General features: G+C 66.2%; 12 protein-coding genes. 10 read left to right on the forward strand and 2 right to left on the reverse strand.

The features are described 5' to 3' along the window. The first annotated feature begins 166 nt into the window (after positions 1-166). On the forward strand, positions 167-1936 hold the full coding sequence (locus N440_RS06510) for an oleate hydratase (RefSeq protein ID WP_133934465.1): 1770 nt from the start codon (positions 167-169) through the stop codon (positions 1934-1936). Between the two features lie 48 nt (positions 1937-1984). On the opposite strand, the gene N440_RS06515 is transcribed toward N440_RS06510, so the two are convergent. Next, positions 1985-2824: an oxidoreductase gene (locus tag N440_RS06515; RefSeq protein ID WP_133934466.1), complete on the reverse strand. Its 840-nt coding sequence runs from the start codon at positions 2822-2824 to the stop codon at positions 1985-1987. Between the two features lie 102 nt (positions 2825-2926). On the opposite strand from N440_RS06515, the gene N440_RS06520 reads away from it, so the two are divergent. From N440_RS06520 to N440_RS06535, 4 genes are all read left to right on the forward strand, one after another. Further along, positions 2927-3877 carry an AraC family transcriptional regulator gene (locus tag N440_RS06520; protein ID WP_243831291.1) on the forward strand — a complete coding sequence of 317 codons (951 nt, stop codon included), beginning with the start codon at positions 2927-2929 and terminating at the stop codon, positions 3875-3877. A 104-nt stretch (positions 3878-3981) separates the two neighbouring features. Beyond that, entirely contained in the window at positions 3982-4569 is a 588-nt protein-coding gene (locus tag N440_RS06525) for a TetR/AcrR family transcriptional regulator (protein WP_133934467.1), read from the forward strand. 94 nt (positions 4570-4663) lie between these two features. Next, complete coding sequence (locus N440_RS06530; protein WP_133934468.1) at positions 4664-5167, forward strand: hypothetical protein; 504 nt, start codon at positions 4664-4666, stop codon at positions 5165-5167. Positions 5168-5410: 243 nt separating this feature from the next. Beyond that, a complete protein-coding gene (locus N440_RS06535; protein ID WP_243831292.1) occupies positions 5411-8176 on the forward strand; it encodes a PAS domain S-box protein in 2766 nt (921 codons plus the stop codon). A 5-nt stretch (positions 8177-8181) separates the two neighbouring features. Here the strand turns inward: N440_RS06535 and ftrA are convergent, their stop codons facing one another. Beyond that, positions 8182-9183, reverse strand: a complete 1002-nt coding sequence (ftrA, locus tag N440_RS06540) for a transcriptional regulator FtrA (RefSeq protein WP_133934469.1) — start codon at positions 9181-9183, stop codon at positions 8182-8184. A gap of 225 nt (positions 9184-9408) precedes the next feature. On the opposite strand from ftrA, the gene N440_RS06545 reads away from it, so the two are divergent. The 5 genes from N440_RS06545 (at position 9409) to N440_RS06565 (ending at position 15562) form a co-directional block, all read left to right on the forward strand. After that, positions 9409-11985, forward strand: coding sequence for a TonB-dependent receptor (locus N440_RS06545; protein ID WP_133934470.1), 2577 nt, complete (start codon positions 9409-9411; stop codon positions 11983-11985). A gap of 122 nt (positions 11986-12107) precedes the next feature. Then, a complete protein-coding gene (gene msuE / locus N440_RS06550) occupies positions 12108-12689 on the forward strand; it encodes an FMN reductase (protein WP_133934471.1) in 582 nt (193 codons plus the stop codon). Positions 12690-12845: 156 nt separating this feature from the next. Next, complete coding sequence (locus N440_RS06555) at positions 12846-13208, forward strand: DUF3088 family protein (RefSeq protein WP_133934472.1); 363 nt, start codon at positions 12846-12848, stop codon at positions 13206-13208. Positions 13209-13222: 14 nt separating this feature from the next. Beyond that, positions 13223-14200, forward strand: coding sequence for an MsnO8 family LLM class oxidoreductase (locus tag N440_RS06560; RefSeq protein ID WP_133934473.1), 978 nt, complete (start codon positions 13223-13225; stop codon positions 14198-14200). 18 nt (positions 14201-14218) lie between these two features. Then, on the forward strand, positions 14219-15562 hold the full coding sequence (locus N440_RS06565; RefSeq protein ID WP_133934474.1) for an LLM class flavin-dependent oxidoreductase: 1344 nt from the start codon (positions 14219-14221) through the stop codon (positions 15560-15562). Position 15563 lies beyond the last annotated feature (1 nt).

The raw sequence follows: 15563 nt of genomic DNA on the forward strand, positions 1-15563 counted from the left end.
ATAGGCAGGCAAATACCTGCATGTTAACCGTGGTTGCGGAAGGGATTACCAGGCAGGGCTGGGCACTGCTGCGGCATTTGGTCGCAAGCGCCCGCAACTATTCCTAAGCGGTGCTGACGCATGGGGCGTTTACAGTGGGGTTACCCCCTCCAGGAAGGAGCAGTGCATGTACTACAGCAGTGGCAACTACGAAGCCTTCGCGCGCCCGCGCAAGCCGGCGGGTGTTGATGGCAAGCGCGCTTGGTTTGTTGGTTCGGGACTGGCGTCGCTGGCTGGTGCGGCGTTCCTGGTGCGCGATGGCCGGATGGCCGGTGAGCGCATTACCATCCTTGAGCAGCAGCAGATTGCCGGCGGCGCGCTGGACGGCCTGAAGGTGCCAGAGAAGGGTTTCGTGATCCGTGGCGGCCGCGAGATGGAAGACCACTTCGAGTGCCTGTGGGACCTGTTCCGCTCGATCCCGTCGCTGGAGATCGACGATGCCAGTGTGCTGGACGAGTTCTACTGGTTGAACAAGGATGACCCGAACTATTCGCTGCAGCGGGCCACGATCAATCGCGGCGAGGATGCGCATACCGATGGCCTGTTCACCCTGACCGAGCAGGCGCAGAAGGACATCATCGCGCTGTTCCTGGCCACCCGGCACGAGATGGAGAACAAGCGCATCGACGAGGTGCTGGGCCGCGATTTCCTGGACAGCAACTTCTGGTTGTATTGGCGCACCATGTTCGCGTTCGAGGAGTGGCACTCGGCGCTGGAAATGAAGCTGTACCTGCATCGCTTCATCCACCACATCGGCGGCCTGCCGGATTTCTCGGCGCTGAAGTTCACCAAGTACAACCAGTACGAGTCGCTGGTGCTGCCGCTGGTGAAGTGGCTGCAGGACCGTGGCGTGGTGTTCCAGTACGGCACCGAAGTGACCGACGTCGACTTCGATCTGCAGGCCGGCCGCAAGCAGGCGACGCGCCTCCATTGGACCCGCGACGGTGTGGCCGGTGGCGTCGATCTGGGCGCGGATGACCTGGTGTTCATGACCATTGGTTCGCTGACCGAGAATTCAGACAACGGCGATCACCACACGGCGGCGCGCTTGAATGAAGGCCCGGCACCGGCGTGGGACCTGTGGCGGCGCATCGCCGCGAAGGATGCGGCGTTCGGGCGCCCGGATGTGTTCGGTGCGCATGTTCCCGAGACCAAGTGGGAATCGGCAACGGTGACCACGCTGGATGCGCGCATTCCCGCCTACATCCAGAAGATCGCCAAGCGCGACCCGTTCAGTGGCAGGGTGGTGACCGGCGGCATCGTGAGCGTGCGCGACTCGCGCTGGCTGATGAGCTGGACGGTGAACCGGCAGCCGCATTTCAAGAACCAACCCAAGGACCAGATCGTGGTGTGGGTGTATTCGCTGTTCGTGGATACGCCCGGCGACTACGTGAAGAAGCCGATGCAGGATTGCACCGGCGAGGAGATCACCCGCGAGTGGCTGTACCACCTGGGCGTGCCGCTGGACGAGATCGACGAACTGGCTGCGACCGGTGCGAAGACGGTGCCGGTGATGATGCCGTACGTGACTGCGTTCTTCATGCCGCGCCAGGCCGGTGACCGCCCGGACGTGGTGCCGGAGGGTGCGGTGAACTTTGCCTTCATCGGCCAGTTCGCCGAGTCGAAGCAGCGCGACTGCATCTTCACCACCGAGTATTCGGTGCGCACGCCGATGGAAGCGGTGTACACGCTGTTGGGTATCGAACGCGGCGTGCCGGAGGTGTTCAATTCCACCTATGACGTGCGCTCGCTGCTGGCTGCAACCGGCCGCCTGCGCGATGGCAAGGAGCTGGACATTCCCGGGCCGGCGTTCGTGCGCAACCTGCTGATGAACAAGCTGGACAAGACGCAGATTGGTGGCCTGCTGCGCGAGTTCAAGCTGGTGCAGGAGGACTGAGCAGGCGGGAGGGAGGCAGCCGGTGAACGCATCGGCTGCCCCCACGCTTCACGCGATGCCGTCGGTGGAGCGGCTCAGCTTTTCCCACGCGTCGATGCTGCCGGCCATCGACGCCAGCTTCGTCCGCACCAGCTGCAGTGCATCGCTGCCCAGCAGCAGATGGGTGGGCGGTGCGTCGCTTTCGATGATCTGCAGCATGGCCTGCGCGGCCTTCACCGGATCGCCAAGCTGATGGCCACTCTTCGCCTCGCGCGCGCTGCGGATGGGGTCGAACAGCGCGTCGTAGTCTTCAATGCTGCGCGGTGCCCGTGCCATCGAGCGCCCGGCCCAGTCGGTGCGGAAGGAACCGGGTGCAACGGCGGTGACGTGGATACCGAGCGCTGCCACTTCCTTGCCCAGCACTTCGCTGATGCCTTCCAGCGCGAACTTGCTGCCGCAGTACCAGGCGATGCCGGGCAGGGTGATGAAGCCGCCCATGGAGGTGATGTTGAGGATGTGACCACGGCGGCGCTCGCGCATGTGCGGCAGCACTGCCTTGATCATTGCGGCGGGGCCGAACACGTTCACTTCGAACTGGTGGCGCAGCTCGGCCAGCGTGGATTCTTCGAGGATGCCTTCGTGGCCGTAACCGGCGTTGTTGACCAGCACGTCGATGGCGCCCACGTTTGCTTCGACATCGGCGACCAGCGCATCGATGGCATTGGCATCGGTCACGTCCAGCAGCCGGCCGAAGGCGCGGCCGGGTGCCAGCGCCTCGAATGCCACGCGCGCTTCGTCGTTGCGCACGGTGCCGACCACGCAGTGGCCGGCCTGCAGGGCCTGCTGGGCCAGGGCGCGGCCGAAACCACTGCTGACGCCGGTGATGAGGATGAGGCGGGAGGAGGTCATGGCGATCAGGCTCGTTGGGGGAGGGCTTGCACGTTAGTGCTTGAGCGATCCGCGCCACAGGTCTAGGATTCGCCCATTCTTGCCTATTCCTCTGGAGCGCTCATGTCCGTGGTCGATTCGCCGCAGGCGCAGATGCAGGCACGCATGGTCGGCCTGCTGCAGACCCTGGCGGTGGAAGAGGGCTATACGCTCACGCCGCTGCCCGGGGTGCGCCTGCTGCGTTCGAACCGCCCGCTGGCGCGCACGCCGGTGCTGTATGACCCCGGCATCGTGATCGTCTGCCAGGGCGTGAAGCGCGGCTATCTGGGCGGGCAGGTGTACCAGTACGACGCGCAGCATTACCTGGCGGTGTCGGTGCCGGTGCCGTTCACGATGGAAACCGAGGCGTCGGAACAGGCGCCGCTGCTGGCAATCTATCTGCACCTGGACCTGCAGCTGGCAGCGGACCTGATGATCGAACTGGGCGAGCAGGCCGGTGCGGGGCAGGTACCGGCACAGAGCATGATGTCCAGCCCGATGCAGGCACCGATGCAGGCCACGGTGCTGCGCCTGCTGGAAGCGTTGGCCGATCCGCTGGAGGCCGCGGTGCTCGGGCCGGCGCTGGTGCGTGAGCTGTACTTCCGTGTGCTGACCGGCGCACAGGGCGCTGCAATGCGCGAGGCGTTGGCCATGCGCGGGCGCTTCGGCAGCATCGGCAAGGCGCTGCGTACCATTCATGCGGCGTATGCCACGGCGCTGGATGTGGGCCAGCTGGCGGCCGAGGCGGGCATGAGCGTGGCGACCTTCCATGACCACTTCCGCGCGGTTACCGGCACGTCGCCGATGCAGTACGTAAAGTCGACCCGGCTGCATCAGGCCCGTTTGCTGATGCTTCGGCAGCGCATGACGGCCGAGGCCGCGTCGCTGGCGGTGGGCTACGCCAGCCCTTCGCAGTTCAACCGCGAGTTCAAGCGCCTGTTCGCGCTGCCGCCGGCAGCCGAGGTGGCACGCATGCGGCGCAGTTTTTCCGTGCCGCCGGGGCCGGCAGAGGCGGTGTACGTGTCTTCGCATTGAGGGCCTCGGAACAGGACCGGCCTGGTTTGCTGGGATGCCGGCCAGCGGCCGGTACTATCGGTGGGGTATTGACTGTCGGTCTACCTACTAGTAGGTTTATGTCCATGAAAGAGTCGCTCTCGCCCAAGGCCCTGGAGATCCTGGCCCACGCCCGTTCGCTGCTGGAGGCCGGCGGCTACAACGGTTTCAGCTATGCCGACGTGTCGGCACGGGTCAACATCAGCAAGGCCAGCATCCACCACCATTTCCCCAGCAAGGCGGATCTGGTGCGCACGGTGGTCGAGCTGTACCGGGCCGAAGCCCGCGAAGGTCTGGCACTGCTGGACCGGCAGCTGGATGACCCGTTGCAGGAACTCAATGCCTATGTGGACTACTGGTCGGCCTGCATCGCCGGCAGCACGTCCTCGTTCTGCATCTGCGCGATGCTGGCGGCCGAGTCGCCGATGATTCCCGCGGAGATTGCCGAGGAAGTGCGCGGCCATTTCGAGGACCTGAGCGGCTGGCTGGCGCTGACCCTGCAGAAGGGCGCGGCGACGGGGCAGCTGCACCTGCAGGGCTCCGCGGCCGATGAGGCCAAGGCATTCATGTCGGCGGTGCATGGCGCGATGCTGGCCGCGCGCGGTTTCGGCGATGCCGGCACGTTTGCCACGCTGGCACGGCTGGCGATTGCGCGGGTGAGCACCGTCCGCTGAACCTGGTTGTTGAGGCCTGCGAGGTTCGCGGGCCTTTCTTTTGAGTATTGAGTCTATCTACTAGTAGGTTCATAGAATCCAGAGGAGTTTACCCATGTCACACGCCCTTTCCGCCCTCGGGGTGATCCACACCGCTGTCAGTCTGGTTCCGGTGCTTGCCGGTCTGTATGGCTTCATCCGTCACCGCGCCATCGACCTGGCCACGCGCTCGGGCAAGGCCTATCTGGTTGGCCTGGTGCTGTCGGTGGCGACCTCGTTCACCGTGTCCAGCACCGGTGGGCTCAATCCCGGCCACGCCTTCGGCGTGATCGTGCTGCTGGCCGCGTTCGGCGGTGTGCTGGCCGGGCGGCTGCAGTTCCTCGGCCGCGCGCGGCCGTACCTGTCGACCTTCGGGCTGTCTTTCAGCTTCCTGCTGTCGCTGGTGCCGGGCGTGAACGAAACGCTGACCCGGGTACCGCTGTCGCACCCGATCGCCGCGGCACCGCTGGCGCCGGTGATCCTGCAGACGCTGCTGGGGTGTGCTGTGGTATTCGTGCTGGGGTTTGCCGCGCAATGCGTTCGGATCTGGCGGCAACGGGCGCGCGTTGCGATGTCTTGACGCTTTCGGGTGGGCGGATCGCGTAGATTGGCGAGGCCAGTCTCATTTCCTGCAGCGGCTTGAATGCCGCTGGGGCGCTGCGACCCCCGCCCCCCGTCAGGATGTGAAGTGCAACCGAGTCGATCTGTTTTCCCCCGCGCGACGGGGCCTGCTGCCGAGCGTGTCCGCAACCATGACTGGTCGGCGACTGCGCTCGGCCCGTCGGACCACTGGCCCGCGTCGCTGCGTTGCGCGGTTGAACTGATGCTCAACTCCCCCGAGAGCATGTACCTGGTCTGGGGCCCGGAGCTGGTGTTCCTGTTCAATGATGCCTATGCGCCGATCCTGGGGCCGCGCCTGCCGCAGGCGATGGGTGCACCGCTTCGCAGCCTGTGGGCGGATGCCTGGCCTGCCGTGCGCGAGCCGATCGAGCGCGCGTTCGCCGGGCAGGGATCGCGTTTCGAGAACGTGCCGGTGGCGATGAACCGCTACGGGCAACCGGAAGATACCTGGTGGACGTTCTCGTTCTCGCCCCTGTACGGCGACGACACGCAGGTGGCGGGTGCCTTCTGCGTGACCAAGGAAGTGACCGGGATGATCGTGGCCCAGCAGAAGCTGGCCCGCGAGAATGAGCGGTTGATCGCGCTGTTCGAGAAGTCGCCGATGTTCATGGCCTTCCTGACCGGCCCCGAGCACCGCATTGCACTGGTCAACCCGGGCTATGAGCAACTGATCGGCCACCGCGAGGTGGTTGGCCGGCCGTTGGTCGAGGCCCTTCCCGAAGCTCTGGACCAGGGCTACGTGGATCTGTTGGATGAGGTGTACCGCACCGGCGAGCCGTATATCGGGCGCAAGGTGTCCTACGACAGCGGGGTGCCGCAGCCCGGGTTTGGCCCACGGCATATTGTTGATGTGGTGTTCCAGCCGTGCAAGGACGAAGCCGGGCAGGTCAACGGCATCTTCGTGCAGGGCCTGGATCTGACGCCGCAGGTTGCGCTGGAACAGCATCTTTCGCTGACCGAGGCACGCCACCGGCAGATCATGGACAGCGCACGCGACTACGCCATGATCGCCACCGACATGGACGGTCTGATCACGCTGTGGAACCGCGGCGCGGAAGAGACGCTGGGCTGGCACGAAAGCGAGGTGCTGGGCCAGCATGCCGGGCTGCTGTATCTGCAGGACGATCTGCAGGCGAACCGTTTCCAGCAGAACATGCAGCATGCGCTGCTGCACGGCGGGCTGAGTGGCGAACGCTGGCTGCGCCGCCGCGATGGCGGGCGCTTCTGGGCTCAGGGCTCGATGACGCTGCTGCGCGGCGGGGAAGGCGAGGCGGTGGGATTTGTGGTGGTGTTCCGCGATCGCACCTCCGAACGCACCGCGGCCGATGCATTGGCGCAGAGCGAGCGGCGCCTGGCGGCGCTGGTCTCGGCGGCCACCCAGTCGCTGTATTCCATCTCCGCCGATTGGCAGCAGATGAGCCTGATCTACCGGCAGGGCGACGCGGCGGAACTGCGCGATGCGCAGGGTTCCTGGCGCGAGCAGCTGGTTCACCCGGGCGACCGCCTGGCCGTGGATACGGCCATCGATGAGGCGCTGCAGGCCACGTCCGCACTGGAGGTGGAACACCGCACGCTGCTGCCGGACGCCTCGGTGCGCTGGGTGCAGCTGCGCGCGGTGCCCCTGCTGGATGACCATGGGCGGGTGAAGGAATGGTTCGGCGCGGCCTCGGACATCACCGACCGGCGCATTGCCCAGCAACGCCTGCAGCAGCTGACGTTGACGCTGGAAGAACGGGTGCAGACCAGGACGGCCGAACTGATGGCGATGGAAGAGCGGCTGCGGCAGGGCCAGAAGATGGAGTCGCTGGGGCAGTTGACCGGCGGCATCGCGCACGACTTCAACAACATGCTGACCGCGGTATCGATGGGGTTGGAGCTGCTCGAAATGCGCGTGGAGCAGGGCCGTGTGGATGGGCTGGAGCGCTACCTGGAGATGGCGCGCTCCGGTGCCGACCGTGCCGCTGCGCTGACCCAGCGCCTGCTGGCGTTTTCCCGGCGGCAGACGCTGGCGCCGTCATCGGTGCGCGTTGCCGCATTGGTGAGCGGCATGCTGGATATCCTGAACCGTTCCATCGGCCCTTCGATCAGCATTGAAACCCGTTTTGAGCACCTCGAGGATGCGGTACTGGTCGATGCACCGCAGCTGGAAAACGCGCTGCTGAATCTGTGCATCAACGCGCGCGATGCCATGCCGGGAGGCGGCACGATCATCATTTCCAGCAGCACCGAAGCGCTGGCAGGAACGCGCAGCGAACGGTTGGGACTGCCGGCTGGTGACTATGTGCGCCTTTCCGTGCGCGATACCGGCACGGGCATGGATGCCAGCGTGCTGGAGAAAGTCTTCGAGCCGTTCTTCACCACCAAGCCGATCGGGCAGGGAACCGGGCTGGGCCTGTCGATGATCTATGGCTTTACCCGCCAGTCGGGCGGCCAGGTGGACGTGGAATCGGCACCGGGTGCGGGCACGACCATGCATCTGTACCTGCCAAAGTCCGATCCGGCGCAGGCGGTCGATGTCGCCCTGCCGAGTGCGATGCCAGTGAAGCCGGCCTCGGCCAGCCGATCGGTGCTGCTGGTGGAGGACGAGGATGCCATTCGTGGGCTGGTGCGCGATGTGCTTTCGGGGCTGGGCCACGCGGTGACCGAGGCGGCCAATGGCAGTGAGGCGTTGGCCTTGCTGGACAGTGGGCAGCACTTTGATCTGCTGGTGACGGATGTGGGCCTGACCGGCACGTTGAATGGGCGGCAGGTTGCCGACGCCGGACGACAGCGACGCTGCGACCTGCCCGTGCTGTTCATCACCGGCTATGCCGCGAGTGCTGCGGTGGGTGGCGAGCATCTGGAGCCGGGCATGGAGATCCTGACCAAACCGTTCAAGGCCGTGGAGCTGGAACGGCGGGTCGATCAGCTGCTGTCCCGGTCGGCCACGGAATGGAACGTCGCCGCGCAGGATCTGCCCGCCGCGTAACGGGGTCAGCAGCCGACCAGGCGATCCGCACCGATGCCGCTGCGATGCTGGCTGCGGTACTCGGTGGGGCTGGCGTCGACCTGGCTGCGGAAGTGGCGCCGGAACGACTCCTGCGAACCAAAGCCAGCCTGCTCGGCGATCCACTGCAGTGGCCGGTCGGTGGTCTCCAGCAGCTCGCGGGCGAAGGCCACGCGCTCGCGGATCAACCAGTCGATCGGCGACAGGCCGGTGGCGTCCAGGAACTGTCGTTGCAGGGTGCGCTGGCTGAGCGCGGCCTGCTCGGCGAGGCTGCCGAGCGAGTGCGGCTCGCGCAGGTTGCGGCGCATCCATTCCATCAGTTTCGCCAGGCGGCTGGGCTCGCCATTGGGAATGGCGCGGCTGACGCGCTGGCTGCGTCCGGCATCACGCCACGGCGCCAGCACCAGCCGCTCGGCCACCAGGTTGGCCACGCGCGCGCCGTAATCCTTGCGCACCATGTGTAGCATCATGTCCATGCCGGTGGCCGAGCCGGCCGACGTAATGATGCTGCCGGCATCCACGTACAGCACGTCCTCGCGCACGTCGATGCGGGGGAAGTCACGCGCTAGCGCTTCGGTGAGGCGCCAGTGGGTGGTGGCCTGGCGGCCATCGAGCAGGCCGGCCCAGGCCAGCACGAATGCACCGGAGCAGATCGAGGCGATGCGTGCGCCGCGTGCGTGGGCGCGGATGAGCGCATCGAGCAGTGCCTGTGGCGGGCGCTCGCTGGGTTCGCGCCAGCCGGGGATGACGATGATGTCGGCGTCATCGACGCTGCCGAGATCGTAGGGCAGCTGCACCTGGGTGTTGCCGAGCATGCGTAGTGCGCCGGGTTCGCCTGCGCACAGCTGGGTGCGGTACCAGGCCACGCCCAGTTCCGGCCGCACTGGTGCGAACAGGCCGACCGCACAACCGAACTCGAACAGCCCCTGGCCGTGGCAGGCGACGATGGCGACCAGTGGCGCGTTGGGATCGGCGGGCAGGATGGGCATGGCTTGATGCTACGGGCGGCGGTGCGTGGCGATGCGTGGTGCGCGGGCATGAGGTGATGCCTCTGGGGCATGTAGCGCTGCAGACCGCGTTGCCGCCTAACGTCATGACCAGCGGTCATGTGGGTGGCCGGATGTTACGGCTGGGTGACGCGATCACGCCTGTCGTGGCGGATGAACACGCTCTTGAATGGAAGCGTGTTTCCGGCCCACCCCCAACGAGCCCCCATGCCTGCCGCCCACGCCCCCGTACTGAGCACGCTTGCTGTCCTGATCGCCGCGGCCCTGGCGGTCTCGCCCAGCCATGCCGCTGAAGCCGATGCGGAGCCCGCCACCACCGCAGCGACCGCCAATGTGGCCGCGTCCACGCTGGATGCCGTGGTGGTGACCGGTTCGCGTACCAGCACGCGCACAGTGAAAAACAGCTCCACGCCGATCGATGTGATCTCCGCCGAAGACCTCACCGCCACCGGCCAGGGCAACCTGCTGGAAGCGTTGCAGCGTGCGCTTCCTTCGTTGAGCCAGATCGGTGGCTACCAGAGCGATCAGGAGAGCCTGATCCGCGGCTACCAGCTGCGCAACCTGTCGCCGGGCTACACGCTGGTGCTGGTGAATGGAAAACGCCGCAATGCCAGTGCCTATGTGAGCGGGGCCAACGGTGGTGGGTTTCCCGGGCATGCCTGGGCCGATCTGGCGCTGATTCCGGTATCGGCCATCGACCATGTGGAAGTGCTGCGCGATGGCGCGTCGGCAATCTACGGCTCGGACGCGATCACCGGTGTGGTCAATGTGATCCTGAAATCGCAGGCGCACGGTGGCGATCTGTCGGTGGAAAGCGGGCAGAGCATCGATGGCGATGGCTCGCGTACCAGTGTGCGTGCCAACGTCGGTTTGCCGTGGGGCGCCGATGGCTTCGTCAACCTGTCTGGTGAGACCACGCGCCAGCATCATGCAATCCGAACCCGCCGCTACATCGATGGTTACCTGAGCTACCCGGCGGTAGACGCGAACGGCAACCTGGTGGCGCTGCGCCCCAACAACCGGCTGCCGGCGGGGGCTTCGCCGAACCCGGCCGAGGCCAACCGCAATGCCGAGGCCAACACCATCCTCAGTTCGCCGTCGTATGCGTTGAAGGCCTTCGCCGTGAATGTGGGTCATGGCCTGGGCGAGCGCGCGCAGTTCTATGCCAACGCGACCGCCAGCGACCGCACCGCGCAGGCGATCCAGAATTTCCGCCTGCCCGCGACCATCTTCACCACCTACAAGGCGCCGGGCGTGCTGGGCGTGTTTCCGGACGGCTTCCTGCCGGTGCTGGAAACCAAGGAGAAGCAGTACACCGGTACGGCGGGCGTGAAAGGCCAGCTCGCCGGCTGGGACTACGACGCCAGCCTGACCGGCAACCGCAGCACCGTGCGCACCTACACGCGCAACTCGGTGAACTACTCACTGCCGTACCCGGGCTCGCCCACCGATTTCTATGACGGCAAGCTGGACTACCAGCAGGGCATCGCCAATCTCGATCTGCGTCGAGGCTTCGAAGTGGGGGCGTTCGCATCGCCGCTGGAAGTGAGCGCGGGCGCCGAATACCAGCACGAGCAGTACGAGCGTGGAGCTGGGCAGTGGGAGTCGTACACCGGCTTCGGTGCCGCCGCGTTCGTTGGCTACTCCACCGCCGATGCGGTGAAGGCCACGCGCAACAGCAAAGCGGTGTATGTGGGCGCAGCGACCAACATCACCTCGCGCTGGTACCTGGATGCGGCCGCGCGCTGGGAAGACCATTCGGATTTCGGCAGTGTCTCGACCGGGCGCCTGACCACGCGCTTTGATTTCACCGATGCACTGGGCCTGCGCGCGACGGTCAGCAACGGCTTCCATGCCCCCAGCCTGGGCGCGCAGTTCTACCAGGCCACCGGCAGCTGCCCGTGCGGCACCACGCTGGTGGCGCAGGTGTCCTCGCCGGCGGCGATCGCGCTGGGCGCAACGCCGCTGAAGCCGGAGAAGGCCACCAACTACAGCCTCGGCGTGACCTGGGACCCGAGCCCGGCGTTCCATCTGGCGGTGGATGCATACCAGATCGACATCCGCGGCCAGCTCGGCCAGTCCAGCCAGATCGGCTACAACGCACAGGACCCGGCGCGGGTGACCGACAACAGCGGCACGGTGCTGAGCGCGGCGCAGAAGAACACCATCGATGCGCTGCTGGGTTCGGCCGGCATCAGCATCCTGCCCGGTGATGCGTTCTACGCCAGCTACTTCACCAACGTGGGCAACACCCGCACGCGCGGCGTCGAGCTGACCCTGGAAGCCAACCAGGAAACGGCCTGGGGCAAGCTGCGCTGGAGCTATGCGGCCAACGTCGGCCGTACCACCATCCAGAAGGTCAGCGACATTCCGGCGGCACTGCAGGGTCTGCCGAACATCAACCTGCTGACAAAGTCCAGCGAGTACGCGCTGCGTTTCCGCACGCCCAGCTACACGCAGGTGGCAGGGTTGGGCTGGCAGAACGGGCGTTGGCGCTCGAACGTGGACTTCACCTACTACGGCCCGATCAAGCGGCTGAACAATGGCGTGGAATACAAGCAGCCGCCGGTGCTGGTGACAAACCTGTCCGGTGGCGTGGAGCTGGGTGCGGGCTGGAGCGCGGCGCTGGGGATCAACAACGTGTTCGACGAGCGCACCCGCAAGGTGCCGGAGTACGCGCGTAGTGCCACCGATGTGGCCAGCATCGAGACCACCTGGGACAGCGGCGATGTGCTGGGCAATGTTGGTGCGTATTGGTACGGGCGGATCAATTACCGGTTCTGAGGTTCAGGCCAACGGCAGTCGAGCATGGCTCGACTCTACAACGGCGAAAGCCGTCGAGCATGGCTCGACTCTACAACGGCGAAAGCAGCCGGGCAGGGCTCGGCTCTACATGGGAGCGTTTCATGTCTTCTGCATTGAAGGTGGTTGCTTTGGTCGGGTCGCCGACCAGTTCCGCGACGTCGCGCACGTTGCTGCTGGTCCGGCACCTGCTGGAATCGTTGCAGCAGCGGGTGCACGCCAGCGTGGACCTGGTGGAGCTGGCGCCGATCGCGCGTTCGCTGGGCCAGTCGCTGACGCGCGCCGAGGCGCAGCCGGAAGTGAAACAGGCACTGCAGGCCATCGAGGCTGCCGAACTGCTGGTGGTGGCCGCGCCGGTGTATCGCGGCTCGTATCCCGGCTTGTTCAAGCACTTGGTGGACTTCATCGAACTGGAGGCATTGGTGGATACGCCGGTACTGCTGGCGGCGACCGGGGGCAGCGAGCGCCATGCGCTGGTGATCGATCACCAGCTGCGGCCGTTGTTCAGCTTCCTGCAGGCGCACACGCTGCCGATCGGGGTGTATGCCACGCCGGCCGACTTCGACGCTGAGCGCATCCACGGCGCTGCCTTGCAGGCCCGGATCGCGCTTGCGGCCGAGCGTGCGGTCGGGCATCTGGCCACGCAGGCGCGGGTGTTGCCGGCGCCCCTTCGGCGCATTGCCTGACGCCATAACCGGCGGCGCTTTGCTTATGGCCAAGGCGCATCTGCATGGCCGGATCTGACCGCCGATTGTCGCCTGGCATCGCTGTTGCCGGCGCTGGCTTCTCTAGCATCGAAATCGAATCGGCATTGCATTGCCGGCCCTGATGAGGACGACCCCGTGAGTCTGCACGCAACCGATAGACCCATCCTGTTCCTGCTCGACCGTGAGTTCGAGGACGGCCAGCTTCCCGGCCAGCGCTTCTTCTGCCGGCACAGCCTGTTGCTGGAAGGTGCGCTGTCGAGCATCGATGGTCTCGATGCACAGCTGGATGTGCGCCGCATCGGCTTTGCGCGGCCGCGCCGCGAGGTGATCGCCGAGATCGGTGAACAGGATCAGTCGTTGCCGAAGCTGGTGCTGCCGCAGGGCGTTCGTAGTGAGCTTGCCAGCGGTACCCACCAGGATCGTCAGTACATCTCCGGTGCCGAGCCGATCCTGGCTGCGCTGAACGGGTTGCTTGGCATTCCCGTGGCCCACCCCTGAGCGAGGACGCGACGATGAGCTACCTGATCAGCGTGTTGGACAAGAGCCCGGTGGCCGAGGGTGCGTCGCCCGAACAGGCGCTGCGCCACAGCCTGCAGCTGGCGCAGCGTGCCGAGCAGCTGGGCTACCACCGCTACTGGTTTGCCGAGCACCATGCCGCACCCACGCTGGCCAGCCCTTCACCGGAAGTGCTGGCGGCGTGGGTCCTGGCGCAGACCCGGCGCATCCGCATCGGCAGTGGCGGCGTGATGCTGCGCCACTATGCACCGTACAAGGTGGCCGAGAACTTCAACCTGCTGGCGGCGCTGGCGCCGGGACGGGTGGATCTGGGTGTGGGCAAGGCGCCCGGAGGACTGCCGGCATCGACCGCCGCGCTGGCCGCAGGGCGACCGGCCTTCGCCGATTTCGACCAGCAGCTGCGCGATCTGGAAGGCTATCTGTCTGGCGCCGAGGGCGACGCACTGGCCCGGCCCCTTCCGCAGCAGGCACCGGAACGCTTCCTGTTGGGGGCCAGCCCGCAGAGTGCGAAGCAGGCGGCCGAGCTCGGGTGGCGTTTTGTCTACGCCGCGCACTTCGATGGTGATCCGAAGCATATCGAGGCCGCGTTCGACGCCTACCGCAGCGTGTCGACGCAGCCCCCACTGCTGGCCACCGTAGCCTTTGCCGCGCCGTCTGCCGAAGCCGCGGCGCGTCATATCGGTGCGCTGCGCGTCTACAAGCTGCACCTGGGCCCCGGCCAGACGGTGAATCTTCCCAGTCCGGAAGCCGCCGCCGAGTACGCACGCCAGGTAGGCGTGGCCGACTTCCGCATCGAAGAAACACGCCCGAGCGTGCTGTCCGGCGATGCGCAGCATGTGCGTGACGAACTGGATGCGCTGCACCGGCGTTTCGGCGTGGGCGAGTTCATCCTCGACGCGCCGGTGGCCGACCTGGACGCACGCCTGGCATCCCTTGAACTGCTGTCGCCCGCGCCACGCGTGGCGGTGGCCTGACCTGCAGGAGCGATTCCCATGAGCACGACCCCGCGCAACATTCCGTTCGGCATCATGCTGCAGGGCCCCGGCAGCCACATGCATGCCTGGAAGCATCCGTCCAACCCGGCCGATGCCAGCGTCAACCTGCAGTTCTACATCGACATCGCGCGTACCGCCGAGGACAACGGCATCGCCTTTGGCTTCGTCGCCGACGGGCTGTACATCAACGAGAAGTCGATTCCGCACTTCCTCAACCGCTTCGAGCCGATCTCGCTGCTGTCGGCGCTGGCCACGGCAACGAAGAAGATCGGCCTGGCGGGCACGCTGTCGACCTCCTACAGCGATCCGTTCACGGTGGCGCGCCAGTTCGCTTCGCTGGACCTGCTCAGTGGCGGTCGCGCCGGCTGGAACGTGGTGACCTCGCCGCTGGAAGGTTCGGGGCGCAACTACGGGCGGCCACACCCCGAACATGCGCTGCGCTACCAGATTGCCGACGAGTACCTGGAGGTGGTGCAGGGGCTGTGGGATTCGTGGGATGACGGTGCCTTCGTGCGTGAGCGCGACACCGGCACGTTCTTCACGCCGGAGACGTTCCGCCGCCTCGACCACAAGGGCCGCTTCTTCCAGGTGGAAGGGCCGCTCAACATCCAGCGTTCGCCGCAGGGCCAGCCGGTGATCTTCCAGGCCGGTTCGTCCGATGATGGCATCGCGCTGGCCGGCAAGTATGCCGATGCGGTGTTCACCCATTCGCCGTCGCTGGAAGAAACCCGTGCGTTCACCCAGAAGGTGAAGAATTCGGCGATCGCGCACGGCCGCAGCGGCAACGACGTGAAGATCTTCCCGGGCATCGGCCCGATCGTCGGCCATACTGCCGAGGAGGCCGAAGCCAAGTACCAGGCGATTGCCGCGCTGGCCACGCTTGAGGACGCGCTGGCTTATCTCGGCCGCTTCTTCGACCACCATGATTTCAGCCAGTACGACCCGGATGCGCCGTTCCCGGAACTGGGCGGGATCGGCAGCAATTCGTTCCGTTCCACCACCGACCGCATCAAGCAGGACGCGCGCGAAAAGGGCCTGAGCCTGCGCCAGGTGGCATTGGAAGCCGTGAGCCCGCGGCCAAACTTCATCGGCACGCCGGAGCATGTAGCCGAAGAACTGATTCGCTGGTTCGATGCCGGCGCCAGCGATGGCTTCATCCTTGGCTTCGCTGCACAGCGCGAAGGCCTGGACGATTTCGTGACCCAGGTGCTGCCGATCCTGCAGGCGCGCGGCTATCACCAGCGTGAGCTGGAGGGGCAGACCCTGCGTGAGCATCTGGGCCTGCCATACAAGGCCAGTCGCCATGCGACCGACGCCGAACCGGCGCGGAAGGCGGGGTAGG

The organism is Stenotrophomonas sp. CC22-02, from assembly GCF_004365115.1.
Classification (GTDB): domain Bacteria; phylum Pseudomonadota; class Gammaproteobacteria; order Xanthomonadales; family Xanthomonadaceae; genus Stenotrophomonas; species Stenotrophomonas forensis.

Coding starts and splice junctions, on each gene's coding strand:
- N440_RS06510 (WP_133934465.1), top strand. CDS start 167: ATGTACTACAGCAGTGGCAACTACGAAGCCTTCGCGCGCCCGCGCAAG.
- N440_RS06515 (WP_133934466.1), bottom strand. CDS start 2,824: ATGACCTCCTCCCGCCTCATCCTCATCACCGGCGTCAGCAGTGGTTTC.
- N440_RS06520 (WP_243831291.1), top strand. CDS start 2,927: ATGTCCGTGGTCGATTCGCCGCAGGCGCAGATGCAGGCACGCATGGTC.
- N440_RS06525 (WP_133934467.1), top strand. CDS start 3,982: ATGAAAGAGTCGCTCTCGCCCAAGGCCCTGGAGATCCTGGCCCACGCC.
- N440_RS06530 (WP_133934468.1), top strand. CDS start 4,664: ATGTCACACGCCCTTTCCGCCCTCGGGGTGATCCACACCGCTGTCAGT.
- N440_RS06535 (WP_243831292.1), top strand. CDS start 5,411: ATGCTCAACTCCCCCGAGAGCATGTACCTGGTCTGGGGCCCGGAGCTG.
- ftrA (WP_133934469.1), bottom strand. CDS start 9,183: ATGCCCATCCTGCCCGCCGATCCCAACGCGCCACTGGTCGCCATCGTC.
- N440_RS06545 (WP_133934470.1), top strand. CDS start 9,409: ATGCCTGCCGCCCACGCCCCCGTACTGAGCACGCTTGCTGTCCTGATC.
- msuE (WP_133934471.1), top strand. CDS start 12,108: ATGTCTTCTGCATTGAAGGTGGTTGCTTTGGTCGGGTCGCCGACCAGT.
- N440_RS06560 (WP_133934473.1), top strand. CDS start 13,223: ATGAGCTACCTGATCAGCGTGTTGGACAAGAGCCCGGTGGCCGAGGGT.
- N440_RS06565 (WP_133934474.1), top strand. CDS start 14,219: ATGAGCACGACCCCGCGCAACATTCCGTTCGGCATCATGCTGCAGGGC.